The 15,732-nt window shown below is 49.4% G+C and carries 13 protein-coding genes and 1 pseudogene; 10 read left to right on the top strand and 4 right to left on the bottom strand.

The genetic code is table 11. The features are described from left to right. Positions 1-31: 31 nt before the first annotated feature. Positions 32-1,399 (bottom strand): YheC/YheD family endospore coat-associated protein, encoded by a 1,368-nt coding sequence (locus QF041_RS10895; RefSeq protein ID WP_074094376.1) that lies wholly within the window; start codon positions 1,397-1,399, stop codon positions 32-34. 237 nt (positions 1,400-1,636) lie between these two features. Here QF041_RS10895 and QF041_RS10890 point away from each other — a divergent pair, with 237 nt between their 5' ends. The 3 genes from QF041_RS10890 to QF041_RS10880 all read left to right on the top strand — a co-directional run bounded on the left by QF041_RS10890 (position 1,637) and on the right by QF041_RS10880 (position 4,133). Further along, on the top strand, positions 1,637-1,984 hold the full coding sequence (locus QF041_RS10890; protein WP_036609862.1) for a YlbF/YmcA family competence regulator: 348 nt from the start codon (positions 1,637-1,639) through the stop codon (positions 1,982-1,984). Between the two features lie 318 nt (positions 1,985-2,302). Next, complete coding sequence (locus QF041_RS10885; protein ID WP_085981456.1) at positions 2,303-2,587, top strand: hypothetical protein; 285 nt, start codon at positions 2,303-2,305, stop codon at positions 2,585-2,587. Between the two features lie 211 nt (positions 2,588-2,798). Beyond that, positions 2,799-4,133 carry a DRTGG domain-containing protein gene (locus tag QF041_RS10880; protein WP_036609860.1) on the top strand — a complete coding sequence of 445 codons (1,335 nt, stop codon included), beginning with the start codon at positions 2,799-2,801 and terminating at the stop codon, positions 4,131-4,133. A gap of 145 nt (positions 4,134-4,278) precedes the next feature. Here QF041_RS10880 and QF041_RS10875 read toward each other — a convergent pair whose 3' ends face one another. The 3 genes from QF041_RS10875 to QF041_RS10865 all read right to left on the bottom strand — a co-directional run bounded on the left by QF041_RS10875 (position 4,279) and on the right by QF041_RS10865 (position 5,542). Then, positions 4,279-4,620 carry a YtpI family protein gene (locus tag QF041_RS10875; RefSeq protein WP_017689501.1) on the bottom strand — a complete coding sequence of 114 codons (342 nt, stop codon included), beginning with the start codon at positions 4,618-4,620 and terminating at the stop codon, positions 4,279-4,281. An 82-nt stretch (positions 4,621-4,702) separates the two neighbouring features. After that, on the bottom strand, positions 4,703-5,191 hold the full coding sequence (locus QF041_RS10870) for a sporulation membrane protein YtrI (protein ID WP_036609856.1): 489 nt from the start codon (positions 5,189-5,191) through the stop codon (positions 4,703-4,705). A gap of 21 nt (positions 5,192-5,212) precedes the next feature. Then, positions 5,213-5,542 (bottom strand): YtrH family sporulation protein, encoded by a 330-nt coding sequence (locus tag QF041_RS10865; protein ID WP_026081169.1) that lies wholly within the window; start codon positions 5,540-5,542, stop codon positions 5,213-5,215. Between the two features lie 266 nt (positions 5,543-5,808). Here QF041_RS10865 and QF041_RS31320 point away from each other — a divergent pair. From QF041_RS31320 to QF041_RS10825, 7 genes and pseudogenes are all read left to right on the top strand, one after another. Next, a pseudogene (locus QF041_RS31320) lies at positions 5,809-9,949 on the top strand (DNA polymerase III subunit alpha). Positions 9,950-10,259: 310 nt separating this feature from the next. Next, on the top strand, positions 10,260-10,751 hold the full coding sequence (locus tag QF041_RS10850; RefSeq protein WP_036609851.1) for a phosphatidylglycerophosphatase A family protein: 492 nt from the start codon (positions 10,260-10,262) through the stop codon (positions 10,749-10,751). Between the two features lie 284 nt (positions 10,752-11,035). Beyond that, on the top strand, positions 11,036-11,224 hold the full coding sequence (locus tag QF041_RS10845; protein WP_017689496.1) for a hypothetical protein: 189 nt from the start codon (positions 11,036-11,038) through the stop codon (positions 11,222-11,224). Between the two features lie 405 nt (positions 11,225-11,629). Further along, on the top strand, positions 11,630-12,523 hold the full coding sequence (gene accD, locus QF041_RS10840) for an acetyl-CoA carboxylase, carboxyltransferase subunit beta (protein ID WP_017689494.1): 894 nt from the start codon (positions 11,630-11,632) through the stop codon (positions 12,521-12,523). Next, complete coding sequence (locus QF041_RS10835; RefSeq protein WP_307414029.1) at positions 12,524-13,555, top strand: acetyl-CoA carboxylase carboxyltransferase subunit alpha; 1,032 nt, start codon at positions 12,524-12,526, stop codon at positions 13,553-13,555. Positions 13,556-13,660: 105 nt separating this feature from the next. After that, positions 13,661-15,088: a pyruvate kinase gene (gene pyk / locus QF041_RS10830; protein ID WP_017689492.1), complete on the top strand. Its 1,428-nt coding sequence runs from the start codon at positions 13,661-13,663 to the stop codon at positions 15,086-15,088. A 131-nt stretch (positions 15,089-15,219) separates the two neighbouring features. Beyond that, positions 15,220-15,726, top strand: a complete 507-nt coding sequence (locus tag QF041_RS10825; protein ID WP_307414027.1) for an acyl-CoA thioesterase — start codon at positions 15,220-15,222, stop codon at positions 15,724-15,726. Positions 15,727-15,732: the final 6 nt, after the last annotated feature.

Below are 15,732 nucleotides of genomic sequence, written 5' to 3'. Positions count from 1 at the left end.
ATCAGATTTGTTTCCCATAGGGAATAACTTTTCAAAAACCCGCCAGGTACGTAGAGTATTCAAGCATGGCTTTGACGGAAGGGCGGATCTTGCTCTCACTCAGTGGTGTATTATCATTCTTGGATGGTTTGGAGTTGACTTCGAGCAGCCATACGCGCCCAGTGGTGTCCAGAGCCAGATCAATACCAAGTTCACCAAAATGAGCAGGGATGGCACTCTCAATCCCTTTGGCGATATCCAGTGCTGCGGTGTGCAATCCTGCATACGCGGAAGCTTTGGCTGATCCAGACAACTGTGTTTTGGCAACAGCATCCTTGACGGTGCTGAGACTTCCACCCCGTGCCAGATTGGATACGTAGTGACTCCCGCCTGCAATCCGGGCGACGATGGAGGTTACACTCCATTTACCTGTACGGTTTTTTTGCACGAGCGCACGGAAATCCACGGGTCTGCCACTGTTGTCAATGAGAGTCAGCCCTTGTTGGATCTGATAACGCGTTGTTTTCATTTTCCCAGACATACTGGCATACAGTTTATCCAGAGAAGTATACGTTTGTTTGCGGGTACCCCCGACGCCAGTCGCCAGAGTCAGGAAGCTTCCGTCAGTCTGACGTGAGACCCGGATGATCCCTTTGCCCAAAGAACCGCGTACGGGCTTCAGAAATACAACCGGATGTCGGTTGCACATCGTCTTGAGCATGGCGGACGTCTTGAGCAAATGAGACTCGGGAAGAACTCGTTTAAGCGTTGAAATGGACTTGAGTGCGTCAAACACTTCGTTTTTGTCCAGAAACTTTTCATTGAAGGTTTGCGTGCCGTAGAGCGATTTTACTTCTTTCATAAAATGCTGTACGCTAGGTTTGTTCTCAAGCTTGCGGGACGTTAGCCGGTTATTGACGACGTCTGCTACAGGCAGAACAGTCTTTTTCCAGCCGTCATCATACACCCAGCCTTTCATATAACCCGTTACCGCTCCAATATCCTCCGGTGTGAAAAAGGATACATAGGCGCCTTGCTTACGGCAGGCGTTCACCAGTTCTTGACAGAACATCGTGATGGAGCCAAAGGGCCGATCGGGCTGATCGGGATAATCCTGGCTAACCAGTACACTGATGTAGGGTCCAAGGCGAAGCGTACGGCTGGCTGAACGATAGGATACCCTCAGAACCGAACGTGGAACGAGACCGGTCTTGCTGGCAACTGTCTGATTGATGCGCAGCCCGTCATACCTTGGTACTGGAATAACAGTGACTTCGCGGCGGAAAGAGCCAAATTGCAGCTGAAGCGGCCTTCCTGAAGGGATTTTAAGCGCCTTAAGCACCCCTTCGCCCAGCATGATGACGTCGTCCTGCAGGATGCCCGAGCCGGTAACCTGAATCGTTACTTTTTTAGTGGACATCACGGATCTCCTTCCGGGCGGCAACTTGATGTCTGATCTCGAAGTTGAACGGCATCTGAACATGGCATGTGCTTCATCATATGAGGACATATAACCCTTGGTGATTGACCCATATGGATTAAATGCATTTGATTTCGAGGCAGGTTATCGATGGCCTGTTTCAGATCGTCCTTGTTTGACAGCGAAGAAAAGCGTGTATTAACACGGATGAACAAACCAATCTGAGGAGGAATAATAGTGAACATTTATGACAAAGCCAATGATTTGGCCAAAGCACTGAGAGAAAGCAGCGAGGTGGAAGAGATTACTTCCGCGATGAAGCTGATTGAAGCTGATCCGGATGCAAAAGCAATGCTGGATAACTTCCGTGATCAACAAATGGAACTGCAACAACGTATGATGAGCGGGGATATGCCAGCTCCGGATGAGATGGAGAAAATGGAGAAACTGTTTGAAGTACTGAGCTTGAATCTGAACATCCGTCGCTTGTTTGACGCGGAGCGTCGCCTCAGTGTCATCATTGAAGACGTGAATAAAATTATTGCTGACAGTCTGGGTCATCTGTACGGTGGCGCTGAAGCGTAAAAAGGTAGTTCAAAAAGTCCAATTTTGATTACGAAGGATGCCTAGCGGCATCATCAGCATCGAATATGAAATTCAGCCGAATAAGCATATGCTTACGAAGTATGTTTCCTTCGGAAACATTTTAGTTGCTCACGTAGTTGTCCTACGCTCCGCTACTCCATTTCTAGCTTCATTCCATCTTCTCGGTTCTGAAAACTGATCTTTTTGAACACGTACTAAAAGGTTGTCTTGTTTTTTTACCTGAACCTTTCATATTAGCTCCTTATCGTTCATAGACTAGACATATAGAGTCGATCAAGAACGAAGGAGCTGTGAATGGTGAAGAGGTTGAAAAAAGCAAAACATGTGATCTATCTGCTTATTGCGTTGTCGATGCTGGTCATTGCACTGCCGCGGATTTCCTTTGCTGGAGGAATGGACTGGGTTAATATTTTTGGCATCGTATGGGTGCTGTTCTCCTTATTAATCGTTGGTGCACATCTGCATTTTATTCTCGGTGTGGATGAAGAGAAGAAGCGTGCGCTGGAAGCCGTTCGTCGGGCGAAGCTGCGGCAGTGGGAGATGAAACTGCTGGACAAGCAGGAGCGGAGCGAGTCTGTATAAGGTACAGAATGAGATCCAACATGGAAGACCGGAATCCCTTGATACAAAGGGTCCGGTCTTTTTTGGTACATACAGAATTAGAGGTTAATCGGATGATTAAATTCAGATGGCGAACTTGCCTATGAGAATGGGGGAGGGGTGGGGTTATTTTCCTAAAGCCGTGTTATAATAGATACAGTATAGTACAGATGCATCTTCGGGGGTGGTACAGTTGGACGGACAGGAAGAGAACGTAACGAAGCATGAACAGTTACTTCAACATATTGAACAACTGAAGGTTGGCAGCAAAATATCAGTACGTGGACTTGCGCGGGAGCTGGGTGTAAGTGAAGGGACAGCATATCGTGCGGTGAAAGAGGCGGAGAACTTCGGGCTGGTCGTGACCAAGGAACGAATTGGAACGGTGCGGATCGAGAAAAGACCTCGGGGCATGTCGGAACAGTTGACCTTTGCTGATGTTGTGACCATTGTGGAGGGCCATGTGCTGGGGGGTAACGAAGGTCTCGCCAAACCGCTGCACAAGTATGTGATTGGTGCGATGAAAGAACAGGCAATGGCCCGTTATATTGACGCTGGGAGTCTGCTGATTGTGGGTAACCGTGAAGATGCTCACTCGCTTGCCCTCGAACAGGGAGCGGGCGTGTTAATTACGGGTGGTTTTGGGACAAGTCGTGAAGTAAGAATTATGGCTGACGAGCTTGGGCTACCGATTATTTCATCCAGACATGATACATTCACGGTAGCTTCAATGATTAACCGTGCGATCTTCGACCGGCTGATTAAGAAAAAAATTATGCTTGTTGAGGATATCATTGGTCAGAAACCTCGCTTGCAGGTATTGAAGGTGACCAGTTCAGCCGCAGATTTTCATATGTTGGTTTCAGAGACGGGTGAACATCGCTTCCCGGTGGTGGATGAATGGAACCGGGTCATCGGGATTGTGAGTCTGAAGGATGTCAGTGAACTGAAAGAAGATCAAAGTATTGAGAAATGTGTGATACGCCGCCCGATTACGGCCTCATTACAGACATCTCTTGCTTCTGCTGCCCAGATTATGACCTGGGAAGGCATCGATTTTCTGCCAATCGTGGATCGGAACCGCAAACTGATTGCGTCCGTCACACGCAAGGAAGTGCTTCAGGCCATGCGGGATGCACAGAAGCAGCCACAACTGGGAGAGACGTTTGATCATCTGATCTGGAACGGGTTTGCCGAGGAGCGCGGTGAACAGAACGAACTGTTATTTCACGGATTCATCATTCCTCAGATGGCAACGGATCTGGGTACGATCTCCGAAGGTGTTCTGTTGAATGTGATGACCCAGGCTGGCCGGCGGGCAGCGTGGGATGTTACAGGGAACGACCATGTGGTGGATAATGTAACGACGTATTTTGTTCGACCGGTACAGATTGAGGATCAGATCTTGGTTCGACCGTTAATTCTGGAAACCAGTCGTCGAACGTGCAAAATGGACATTGTGGTTACCCGTGAAGGCAGTGTGGTATGCAAAGCGGTAATGACATTACAGTCGATTGACCATGCCTAGCAGGGTGCGTTGCCTCGGGCATAGACAAAGAGAGTACTCCCTGATCAAGAAGCTCTGCCGGGTTGCGCTGTCGCGCGGTTCTGGCTTCGCTTAACGAAGGGGAAGTACTCTCTTTTTGCAGACACAATGATAGCGCTTCAACGAATCATGCTGATTGTCCGGAGGTTTTACCTGATCCATTACTGGACCGTTGTTGAAGCCGCGCATAATAACTGCGGTTACGTATTCCGGCAAATACATTATACGCACCCATAATCAGAAATAGCGCTTCCACAATCACAGATAAGGTAGAACCTGTGAAGACAAACATAAGGATCAGCGCAAGCACGACAAGCATGCCACCCATCCAGATATTTGTCCACGAACGGTACAGACCGGCGCTGGCAGCATCCGAGCTTCTGTGTGAACGAATACTGTTCAACGCTGCAAAAACCATGGCAACAGCAAAGATGGCGATTAGAGCATATTTGAGTACATCAATGAACACAAAGACGCAGCTCCTTTTCTGGAAAGCATTTACTGCCCTTATTGTACCATGCAGAGATGCAGACAAGGGCAGTTTTTTGCTGTTACGCAGGAACGTGCATGCGAATCTGTACCCAAACTTGCAGTACGCCTTCCATAACCAGCATCGTTTTGACCTGAACGGTGTACTCCTTTTCCCTGACCGAGTACACTTTCTGATTCAGCATAATTCGTGTCATTTTGCTATACTCGTCGATGTTGAATACATCTCTGCCCCGAAGTACCTCAAGTTCGTCTCCGAGCTTCTGCAACATCACTTTCAGAGAAGCTTCGTCTGGCCCCTTATCCGATTCTTCTGCACGGACCTTGATTTCCTTGATAACGGTTTGGCGTTTACTGTATTTTTTCAGCGTTTTGATATCCTCCTCATTCTGATGCAGCTGAAGCTGCAGCTCCTGATTGTTCAGCCACAACGCATTGTAACTCAGGTGAAATACGCCGTTGTAAACGACACATCCAGCGATCATTCCCAGAACAAACACAGCGGTCATTCGCATCAGCGGGCGGTAACGAGAAAATGGCGGAACTCTCATGAACGCTGTTCCTGTCTCATATTAGCTCCGGCCTCCGCCGCACACCCATTTCACCAGCTCGGTTCCCATATGCGCGCCCATAAAAGCAGAGATCAAATACAGGATTTGTTTGACCGCCGGAGACAGGTTACCATCCAGGAAATTGCTTTCGATGACACGCATGGGATCTATTGTGCCGCCGACAGCGGCTGCGAGTGCCCATATCTTTATTTTCCCGGAAATATCGAGCATCGTCTGTGTCGGAGGCTGAAGAGAGATCACTGCTCCAATACCTCCGATCATCGCACCGCCCAGCACGATTCCAAACGCAATAAAGAAATCAAGAATGGCTTTGGACAAAAATGTGCTCACTGGCAACACCCCTTTCAGACCTAGCAGCACACCTCCTGTCTTGGGTCTGTCACAGGGGGAGCGGCTTGTACTTCTATTGTATGGGCGTGCCCCCGAACGTTATGATAAAATAGAATAATAAAGTCTCCTTTTAAGAGGTTGTTACGAATTTTAATAGGTGATTCCATTTTTTTATTTATTTAATTCATATATATGAGATAGATAGGGTAGCGGACGGATCAGAAGATCGATGCTGCGACTATCTGCGGCGAAAGGAAGAAAAAAACATGAGTTCTTTTGTGCATTTGCACGTTCACAGCGAATACAGTTTGCTGGACGGCGCTGCGCGTATTCCGGATCTCGTGAATAAGGCTGCAGATCTCGGAATGACGACACTTGCGCTGACCGACCATGGCGTGATGTATGGTGCAATTCCTTTTTATAAAGCATGTATGGAACGAGGCATCAAGCCGATTATAGGGTGCGAGGCATACATGACAGCAGGGTCCCGCAAAGAGCGGGGAAGCCGCAAGGATCAACCGATCCATCATTTGATTTTGTTAGCCAAAAATATGACGGGTTACCGAAATCTGATGAAATTGTGCTCGATTGGACATCTCGAGGGTTTTCATTACAAACCACGTGTAGATATGGAAAGTCTGGCTGCCCATCACGAGGGCATTATCTGTCTAAGTGCGTGTCTGGGCGGTGAAGTACCACAGCATCTGCTGCATGGACGAGAAGAAGAGGCGAGGCGTGCGGCGTTACGCTACAAAAATATCTTTGGTGCCGACTTCTATCTGGAACTTCAGGATCACGGGCTTTCCGAGCAAAAAAGGGTAAATCCGCAGTTGATCAAACTGGCTGCCGAGCTGGAGATTCCGCTTGTAGCCACCAATGATGCGCATTATCTGTCCGAAAAGGACGCGGAGCTTCAGGATGTATTGATCTGTATCGGAACGGGCAAGACCGTGGATGATGAGAATCGGCTCCGAATTGGAACCAATCAGCTCTATCTGAAAAGTGAAGAAGAGATGGCTCGTTTGTTTCCTCATGTACCGGAAGCTCTGGCGAACACCGTCCGTATTGCGGAGTCCTGTGAGTTGAAGCTGGAATTCGGCAAATCGATTTTGCCGGAATACAGACCGCTTCCTGATGGACTCAGCCCTTCGGCGTATCTGCGTCAGCTGTGCGAAGAAGGAATGGAAGAGCGTTACGTGCAGTCCACACGTTGGGCAGACGAGGAGCTTCGTGCAGAGTTAGAACAACGACTGGATTATGAGCTGCGAGTAATAGACAGTATGGGATTCTCGGATTATTTCCTGATCGTATGGGACTTTATCGCCTATGCTCACCAACAGGGGATTGTTACCGGACCGGGCCGGGGTTCCTCCGCAGGCAGTCTGGTTGCTTATACCTTGCGTATAACGGACGTTGATCCCATGAAGTACAATCTGCTCTTCGAGCGGTTTCTGAATCCGGAACGGATCTCCATGCCGGATATCGATATCGACTTCAGTGATGAGCGGCGGGACGAAGTCATCGACTATGTGGCGCAAAAATATGGCAAAGCCCACGTCGCGCAGATCATTACCTTTGGTACCTTGGCTGCCCGGGCTGCGGTTCGGGATGTAGGACGGGCATTGAATGTGCCTTACGGTGAAGTGGATAAAGCTGCGAAGCTGATTCCGGCGCAACTTGGCATTAACATTGAGCGAGCCATGGAAGCTACACCTGAACTGAAGGCGCTGTATGAAACCAAGCCGAAGACACGTGAGCTGCTGGATATGGCGATGAAGGTCGAAGGTATGCCACGCCATGCTTCGACGCATGCAGCGGGAGTGGTTATATCCCGTGACCCGCTAACCGATGTGGTGCCACTTCAGGAGGGCAGTGAAGGGACAGCATTAACCCAGTATTCCATGGAAAACCTGGAGTCTATTGGTCTGCTTAAAATGGACTTTCTTGGTCTGCGTACCCTCTCGATCATTGAGCGTTGTGTGCGCTGGATTGGGGAAAATGGAGAAATTCCGGACTTCCGTCTTATTCCCGATGATGATCCGTTAACGTACGAGATGCTTGGGCGAGGGGACACGATGGGCATATTCCAACTGGAATCTGCTGGTGTTCGTCGGGTGCTGAAAGAGATGAAGCCAAGTGTATTTGAAGATATTATCTCTGTGGTGGCCTTGTATCGTCCAGGTCCGATGGATTTTATATCCAAATATATTCAGGGTAAGCATGGGAAGATCGAAGTGGATTATCCTCATGTGGATCTGGAGTCCATCCTCAAGGATACGTACGGCATTATTGTGTATCAGGAACAAATTATGCAGATTGCTTCCCGCATGGCAGGTTTCTCACTCGGTGAAGCAGACTTGCTTCGCAGAGCGGTCTCGAAGAAAAAACGGGAAGTATTGGATAAGGAACGCGGACATTTCGTGCAGGGCAGTCTCAAGCAAGGATATAGCGAAGCAGAGGCAGACCTGGTCTATGATATGATTGTCAAGTTTGCCAACTATGGCTTCCCGCGTGCTCATGCCGCGGCATATGGTGTGCTTGCGTTCCAGACGGCGTATCTGAAGGCGCATTATCCGGTTCATTTTATGGCATCCATGTTAACAGCCGTAATGGGCAGTCATCGGAAAGTGGCAGAGTACGTGGTGGAATGTCGGCGTATGGACATGGAGGTGCTTCCGCCGGATGTGAATGAGAGCGGTATTCTGTTTACACCTGTATTTGTGCCGTCCGGCAGAGCAGGAGCCGGGGATCAGAGCAATGTATCGCAGCAGACTGCGTGGAGCAGATGCAGAGAGTGACGCCGGAAGCCCTGCCGAAGAACATGCCACGAACGGTAACGGGAGTTCCTTCAGGGAAGATCGCGTTCATGAGCATGATGGGGATTCGGGACAAGCAGAATATGGTGAAGCACCTCTGCCGGATGATCCCGGCCCTGGACCGGAAGAGGACAGTGGCGGATATGAGTGGCAGGCAGCGACATCCATGCCTGAGGCATCCGACAACCGGAAGGAACCGGGATTGGTGACGGCGGCTTCAATGGAAAATGGTAATAACGAAGGACAAGAGGCGTCTTCTTCGCGCGCGGAGCAAGGGGAACTGTCCTCTACGGAGAAGAGCGTTGCAGTGTCTAATGATAATCCGGATGAGGAAAAATTAACGGGTGCAATACGATTTGGTCTGGCCGCTGTGAAAAATGTCGGTACCCAGGCAATGGAAAGCATTATGATCGTAAGGCAGGAGAGACCGTTCGACAGTTTGCTCGATTTTTGTCGTCGTGTGGATCTGCGTGTATGCAACAAACGTGTGATTGAATCGCTGATCCAGGCCGGAGCTTTTGACACATTACCTGGGCACCGGGCGCAATTGCTGGCGATGCTGGATGAGACTGTTGAAGCGGCTCTGAAATGGCGCAAGGAACGCGAGGATCTGCAGATTCAATTGTTCGACTTTGTTGAGACGCCAAACTGGGAGATTGAATATCCGGAAATTCCTCCTTATTCCTCAGGGCAGCAACTGGAGCTGGAGCGTGAGTTGCTAGGTTTGTATCTCTCCGGGCATCCGCTGGATGACTATGAAGATGTGCTGGAATCGAGTGGGGCTGACCGGATCATGGAGCTGACCGAGGCGGCAGACGACACGATGACCGTCGCCGCGGGTATGGTTGTGTCCGTGAAGTCGATCACGACGAAACAGGGCAAGGCTATGGCGTTCATGGAGCTGGAAGACCAGATTGAACGCTGTGAAGTGGTTCTCTTTCCCGAGGTATGGCGGCGTAGCCAGCAACATGTCGGGAAAGGTGAACTGCTCGTCGTGCGTGCCAAAGTGCAGCAGCAGGACGAAGGGTTTAAGCTGCTGGCTGAGGAAGTGGTGCCGTTGTCACCGGCGGCACTGGAACAGCAGCTGCGCAGCCGTGACCGGCGCGTCAAGCCCGGCAGCGGCAGCTCTTCGCGCCCGGCACAGGCGGCTTCGCCGCGGCGACCAGCGGGCGCAGGAGCCGAAGCGCAGCGCAGCAGCGCAGGCGGGGATGCTTCCGCTGTGCGTAGCAGCGGGAGCCAAGGCTCGGCAGCGACGCGCAGCGATGCGGGGGGTAAGGGCGCAGCCACGGCGGCGGCTTCCCGGCCTGGCGGTGCCGCTGAGGCGGCAGGCAGCCCGGCGCAGAGCCGCGAACCGCGGGCCGCGGAGCAGCGGGTGTTCGTGAAGATTGCCCCGCATGCGGAGAAGCCTGAGCTTCTGGCACGTCTGAAGCAGCTGCTTCAGGAGCATCCCGGACCTGTGGCGACAGTGCTCTTCTATGAGCAGCAGCAGAAGCTGCTTGCGCTGAGTGATGCCTACCGGATTAAGCCATCACCAACCTTGTTCTCCGAGATGGAGAAAATGCTGGGTGAAGGCACGGTCAAAATTAAATAAGAGGCTGTCCCGTAAGTGATAGCACTTATCTATAGTATGAAACCTGTTTGGCTCAATGCTGAACAGGTTTTTTTTTGATTATTTTAGTGCGAGCGCGGTTCCCTGACGACAGGGTTTAAACAAACAAATTGCAGACTTGTTATAGGCCAGCTACAGACCAGAGCGGAAGGTACAATCCTGCAACATGTCCAGAGTGCGACTGGTCTTAACCATCCGCACATTTTATGAACATTTTAACAGGTTGCTGCATACACTTGAGAACACCGAAGGACCTCGCGGTCCTCGGGGGATTGATGCGGGAGGTCGAGATATGTCATATGAAATCGTAGAAGCCATGCTGGCCCGGCGGGGTGTACGGATTGATGCAATCGCAGCAATTGTATACCGTCTGCAAAAAGGGTACCACCCCGAACTGACCTTGGACGACTGTGTAACCAGCGTGAAATCCGTTCTGCAGAAACGAGAGGTGCAATATACGCTCTATACGGGTATTGCTCTCGACGAACTTGCGGAGAAAAAACTCTTGCCCCAACCGTTACAGGCTATTATGGAAGCGGATGAATCCCTGTATGGAGTGGACGAGACTCTGGCCCTCGGCATTACTCATGTGTATGGTATGATTGGTTTAACCAGCTTTGGTTACCTGGATAAAGAAAAAATAGGTGTAATTCATGATTTGAACGAACACACAACAGCCATTCATGTCTTTTTGGATGATCTGGTCGCAGGGGTGGCCGCTGCGGCTTCTGCCCGGATTGCACACAAAAATATTAAAGCCAAAAAATACCCCTCAGACCTTTAACACCCTGTATTTCCATGCTTGTCTGCTATGGTCAATCTAATGGCTCATATGAAGGTCTTCAAGGGCGGCTGACGCTGCCCTGATAAGCTTGCGGCTGCTTATGGAAGAGGTATGAACAAGAAGATTTCGTCAACCATATGAGTTATTCGTGGGGGACTAATGTCCCTCATGATCCCAAATTCTCCCCAAAGGTCCCGAACCCTTTCTTGCAGAAAAAAAGTGAGGTATGTTATCATTAGTCCAATATACGGGCTCTGAACATTAGCTTAGGGGGCGGACAAGGCATGTGGACGGTGATTTACATTGCACCGACAGCAAAGGTTGCGGACAAGATCAAGACCAAGCTTTCGGAAGAAGGTTTTCTGGTACAGACCCGTCCCATCAGTTTATCCAAGCAGCAATTTGAGATTCGCGTCCCTTCTGGGGAATTGGAAGAGGTCCAGGAAGTGCTGAATTCCATTCTGCATTCCTGATTTGTTCGACATCGACGTGCCTTGGCAGATGAAGAAGTACCATCGGTACATAAGGGACTAATCGCGTAAGCGGAGAGAGGAATCGACTTGCATGTATTGTATGCTGCTGTCCTTCCTTCTTTTTTTGTTAGGACAAGGACCGACCTGGTTGCTCCCGGAGACCCTACCAAGATAGATTCAAACATCGGCGCAACAATCTTTCGGTTTTTGCAGGTAACATCAATCGTGCTGACAGAAGCCGGTGATCCTTGCCCTGTACCGGCGGATTTTTTTGTTGTGAATGCTGGACAAGGCCCATGGCAGCGTGTGGGTCGTAAGCGGTTTACCGTAGCACGCGGATGAAGCTGCCACAAGCAGCGCTCTGCAGGTTGCGGCCATCAAATCAACGGCTGGAGAGGTGTAGTTGTGTTCAAAGATATATTCCAGAAGAAACGGAAGTACGCTACCATACCTTCCGAGCGTGCACTTCCCGGCGAAGGCCAGGAAGTCCTAGAACGCCCAAAACGTGAAATACCTGAAGGGCTTATGAACAAGTGCAGCAAATGCGGCACCATTCAATATAGCAAGGAATTGGAGAAAAATCTGAAAGTATGTCCTGCCTGCGGTTACCATATGCGTCTTAACGCTATGGAGCGCATTGCTATGGTACTTGATGATCAAGGATTTGTTGAGTTTGACGCTGATATGATATCGGTTGATCCGCTTGGCTTTCCTGGATATAGCAACAAATTGGAACAACAGCGTCTGAAATCGGGCCTGAAGGAAGCGGTAATTACAGGGGAAGGAACCATTGAGGGCCTGCCTGTAGTTGTGGCTGTCATGAGCTTTGATTTCTTCACAGGCAGCATGGGTTCTGTTGTAGGGGAGAAAATTACCCGTGCCATTGAGCATGCCACAGAGAAACGGTTACCATTGATTATTTTCTCTACATCAGGTGGTGCCCGGATGCAAGAGAGTATTCTCAGCCTCATGCAAATGGCCAAAACAAGCGCAGCTTTATCCCGTTTGGATGAACAGGGCGGGCTGTACATTTCGGTCATTACGGACCCAACGACAGGTGGAGTCTCGGCAAGTTTTGCGAGCTTGGGCGATATTAATATTGCCGAACCTGGCGCTGTATTTGGTTTTGCCGGCAGAATCGTTATCGAACAGACGATTCGTCAGAAGTTACCTGATGATTTCCAGACGGCTGAATTTAATATGCAACATGGTCAGTTGGACATGGTTGTGCACCGGAAAGAGCTTCGGGCCACTCTTGGCAAGCTTCTGGATATGCATAGTGAAAAAGGAGGGGTCTAAATGGCGGGTGAGTTGCCATATGAAGCGCCTCTGGTTGAGATGCGCAAAAAGATTGATGAACTCGTACAGTTTGGACAGGAAAAAGGGATCGACTTCACGGACGAGATTGCCCGCCTGGAAGAACGTTACCATAGACTTGAAGAAGAGATCTACACTGGCATAACAGCAGCTCAGAAGATGCATCTGGCCCGTCATCAGCAGCGCCCAACGGCGCTGGATCTGATCCAGCTGATATTTACGGACTTCATTGAGCTGCACGGTGACCGCATGTTCGGAGACGATCTTGCGGTTGTTGGCGGACTTGCCAAGTTGAATGGAAAGACAGTAACGGTAATCGGACAACAGCGGGGGAAAGACACGAAGGATAATATCGCCCGCTTTTTCGGCAGCGCTCATCCAGAAGGATTCCGAAAAGGACTTCGTCTGATGAAACAAGCGAACAAATTTGGCCGTCCTATTATTACGTTTATTGATACTAAAGGGGCGTATCCGGGTAATACTGCAGAAGAGAGAGGTCAATCGGAAGCGATTGCTCGCAACCTGATGGAAATGGCGAAGCTATCGGTTCCTGTTATTGTTGTGGTCATCGGCGAAGGTGGAAGCGGCGGTGCCCTCGCTATGGCTTTGGGTAATCGTGTGTTGATGCTGGAACATGCGATCTATTCTGCAATCTCTCCGAACGGCGCTGCTTCGATTCTCTGGAAGGATGCATCCAAGGCAGATCAGGCGGCTGAAGCAATGAAAATAACAGCCAAAGACCTGTTGGAGATGGAAGTCATTGAAGAGATTGTCCCTGAGCCACGCGGCGGTGCTCATCGGGATTATGAAGCGTCTGCTGCTTTCATCAGTGAAGCTTTGGTCCGTCATCTCGACGATATGAAGGGTTGGAGCGGGGATCAGCTGAAACAGGATCGTTATGAGAAATTCCGTAAAATTGGATCGGTCACGTTTGAACCTCAAGCATCCATTGAAGCCCCCCAAGAGCTTGTAGAAGTCGATGTTGCGAGTAATTTGTCGGGAAATGCTGAATAATGTGACGAATTTCCTATACAAATGAGCAAAAGTATAGTAAATTTAATAGTTGGAAAAAGAAAAATAGATAAAGAGTAATACCTTTAAAATCGGAGGAAACCCAAAATGCGTAAAACGAAAATTGTATGTACCATTGGTCCATCCAGTGAATCTCTGGAGAACACCAAAAAATTGATTATGGCCGGCATGAATGTGGCCCGTCTGAACTTCTCCCACGGTGATTTCGATGAGCACGGCGGACGGATCATTGCGATTCGCCAAGCATGCGAAGAGTTGAACAAAACAGTAGCGATCCTGCTGGACACCAAAGGACCGGAAATTCGGACAGGTAAACTCGAAGTTGAACCAATCGAATTGGTTCAAGACGAGTACATCACTTTGACAACAGAAGAAATTCTGGGCACCAAAGAACGTCTTTCCATTACGTATACAGATCTTCCGAATGATGTTGAACCGGGATCTACAATTCTGATCGACGACGGTCTGATCGGACTGACTGTGGTGGAAGTGCAAGGCACCGAGATCAAATGCCGTATCGTTAACGGCGGATCGATCAAAAGCAAAAAAGGTGTTAACGTTCCGGGCGTTGCCATTTCTCTGCCGGGTATCACCGAAAAAGACGCTAACGATATCGTATTTGGTATCGAACAAGGTGTCGATTTCATCGCGGCTTCTTTTGTACGTAAAGCAAGTGACGTACTTGAGATTCGTGAATTGCTTGAAAAACACAATGCTGGACATATCCAAATCATCTCCAAAATCGAAAACCAACAAGGTGTCGATAACCTCGACGAAATCCTTGAAGTGTCTGACGGCCTGATGGTTGCTCGTGGAGACCTGGGTGTTGAGATTCCTGCGGAAGAAGTACCATTGGTACAAAAACGCATGATCCAAAAATGTAATGTTGCAGGTAAACCGGTTATCACAGCTACACAAATGCTGGATTCCATGCAGCGTAACCCGCGTCCAACACGTGCGGAAGCTAGTGACGTGGCGAATGCGATCTTTGACGGTACGGACGCAATCATGTTGTCCGGTGAGACAGCTGCGGGTAAATACCCGGTTGAATCTGTTCTGACCATGTCCCGTATTGCTGAAAAAGCAGAATCTGCTCTGCCTTACCAAGAGTTGTACCTGAAACAACGTGTTGCTCAACAAACAACAGTTACAGAAGCAATCAGCCAATCGGTTGCTCTCCAAGCTCAAGATTTGAACGCAAAAGCGATCATTACTTCGACTGAATCAGGACATACTGCACGCATGATTTCCAAGTATCGTCCAGAATCTCCAATCATCGCTGTGACAACGGAAGACAGAACTTCCCGTCGTTTGGCTCTGGCTTGGGGTGTAACGCCTGTCAAAGGAAGACTGGTTGATTCCACGGATGCTTTGTTCGAAAATGCAATTGAAGGTGGCGTAAAATCCGGACTTGTTAAAGAAGGAGACCTGGTTGTGATTACAGCAGGTGTACCTTTGGGTCGTTCCGGTTCTACCAACCTGATTAAAGTAAGCCAAATTCCAAACAACGCTTAATAGCGTCTTGGATGGAGAAGCAACAGGAAAGAAGCAATGGGGCATTATTGTCCCGTTGCTTTTTTTCCATCTTATTGACACTTTACAACCATGTAACACGTATGAATGATAGAACGAAGGAGGCCGATAACGTGCGAGAACAGAGCAATGGTAGCTGGTATGCGGCACGTCTTCGTGTACGCTATCAAGAAAGTGACCAGATGGGCGTGGTCTACCACGCGAACTATTTGAATTGGTTTGAAATCGGTCGAACTGAGATGATTCGCCAAATGGGGTATACATATCGTAAAATGGAGGAACAGGGGTTACTGCTTCCCGTAACCGGACTGGATGTGAAGTATCACAAGCCTGCCCGATATGATGATGAGATTATCATTTTCACCCGTATTGCTGCATTTAGTGGTCTGCGACTGAATTATGAGTATGACGTAAGACGCATGTCTGAAGAACCGGATGAGCATATGGCGATTGGAGAACGGGTATGGTCAGCTGATGAATCACTCCCCGGTGAAAGGCTAGTTACAGGTTCTACCCAGCATGTATGGGTGAATGGGGACTGGAAGCCAGTTCGGCTGGATAAAACAGCCTCTGAGTTATACAGCGCGCTTGAAAAGGTGTGGCTTTCGGGAAAGGGGTAATATAGT

The organism is Paenibacillus sp. W2I17 (genome assembly GCF_030815985.1).
In the GTDB taxonomy this organism is placed as follows: Bacteria; Bacillota; Bacilli; order Paenibacillales; family Paenibacillaceae; genus Paenibacillus.
Note: the sequence above shows the minus strand (reverse complement) of the source record. Positions and strands in the feature narration are given on the sequence as shown.

Coding starts and splice junctions, on each gene's coding strand:
- QF041_RS10845 (WP_017689496.1), top strand. CDS start 11,036: ATGTGGACGGTGATTTACATTGCACCGACAGCAAAGGTTGCGGACAAG.
- pyk (WP_017689492.1), top strand. CDS start 13,661: ATGCGTAAAACGAAAATTGTATGTACCATTGGTCCATCCAGTGAATCT.
- QF041_RS10895 (WP_074094376.1), bottom strand. CDS start 1,399: ATGTCCACTAAAAAAGTAACGATTCAGGTTACCGGCTCGGGCATCCTG.
- QF041_RS10850 (WP_036609851.1), top strand. CDS start 10,260: ATGTCATATGAAATCGTAGAAGCCATGCTGGCCCGGCGGGGTGTACGG.
- QF041_RS10835 (WP_307414029.1), top strand. CDS start 12,524: ATGGCGGGTGAGTTGCCATATGAAGCGCCTCTGGTTGAGATGCGCAAA.
- QF041_RS10870 (WP_036609856.1), bottom strand. CDS start 5,191: ATGAGAGTTCCGCCATTTTCTCGTTACCGCCCGCTGATGCGAATGACC.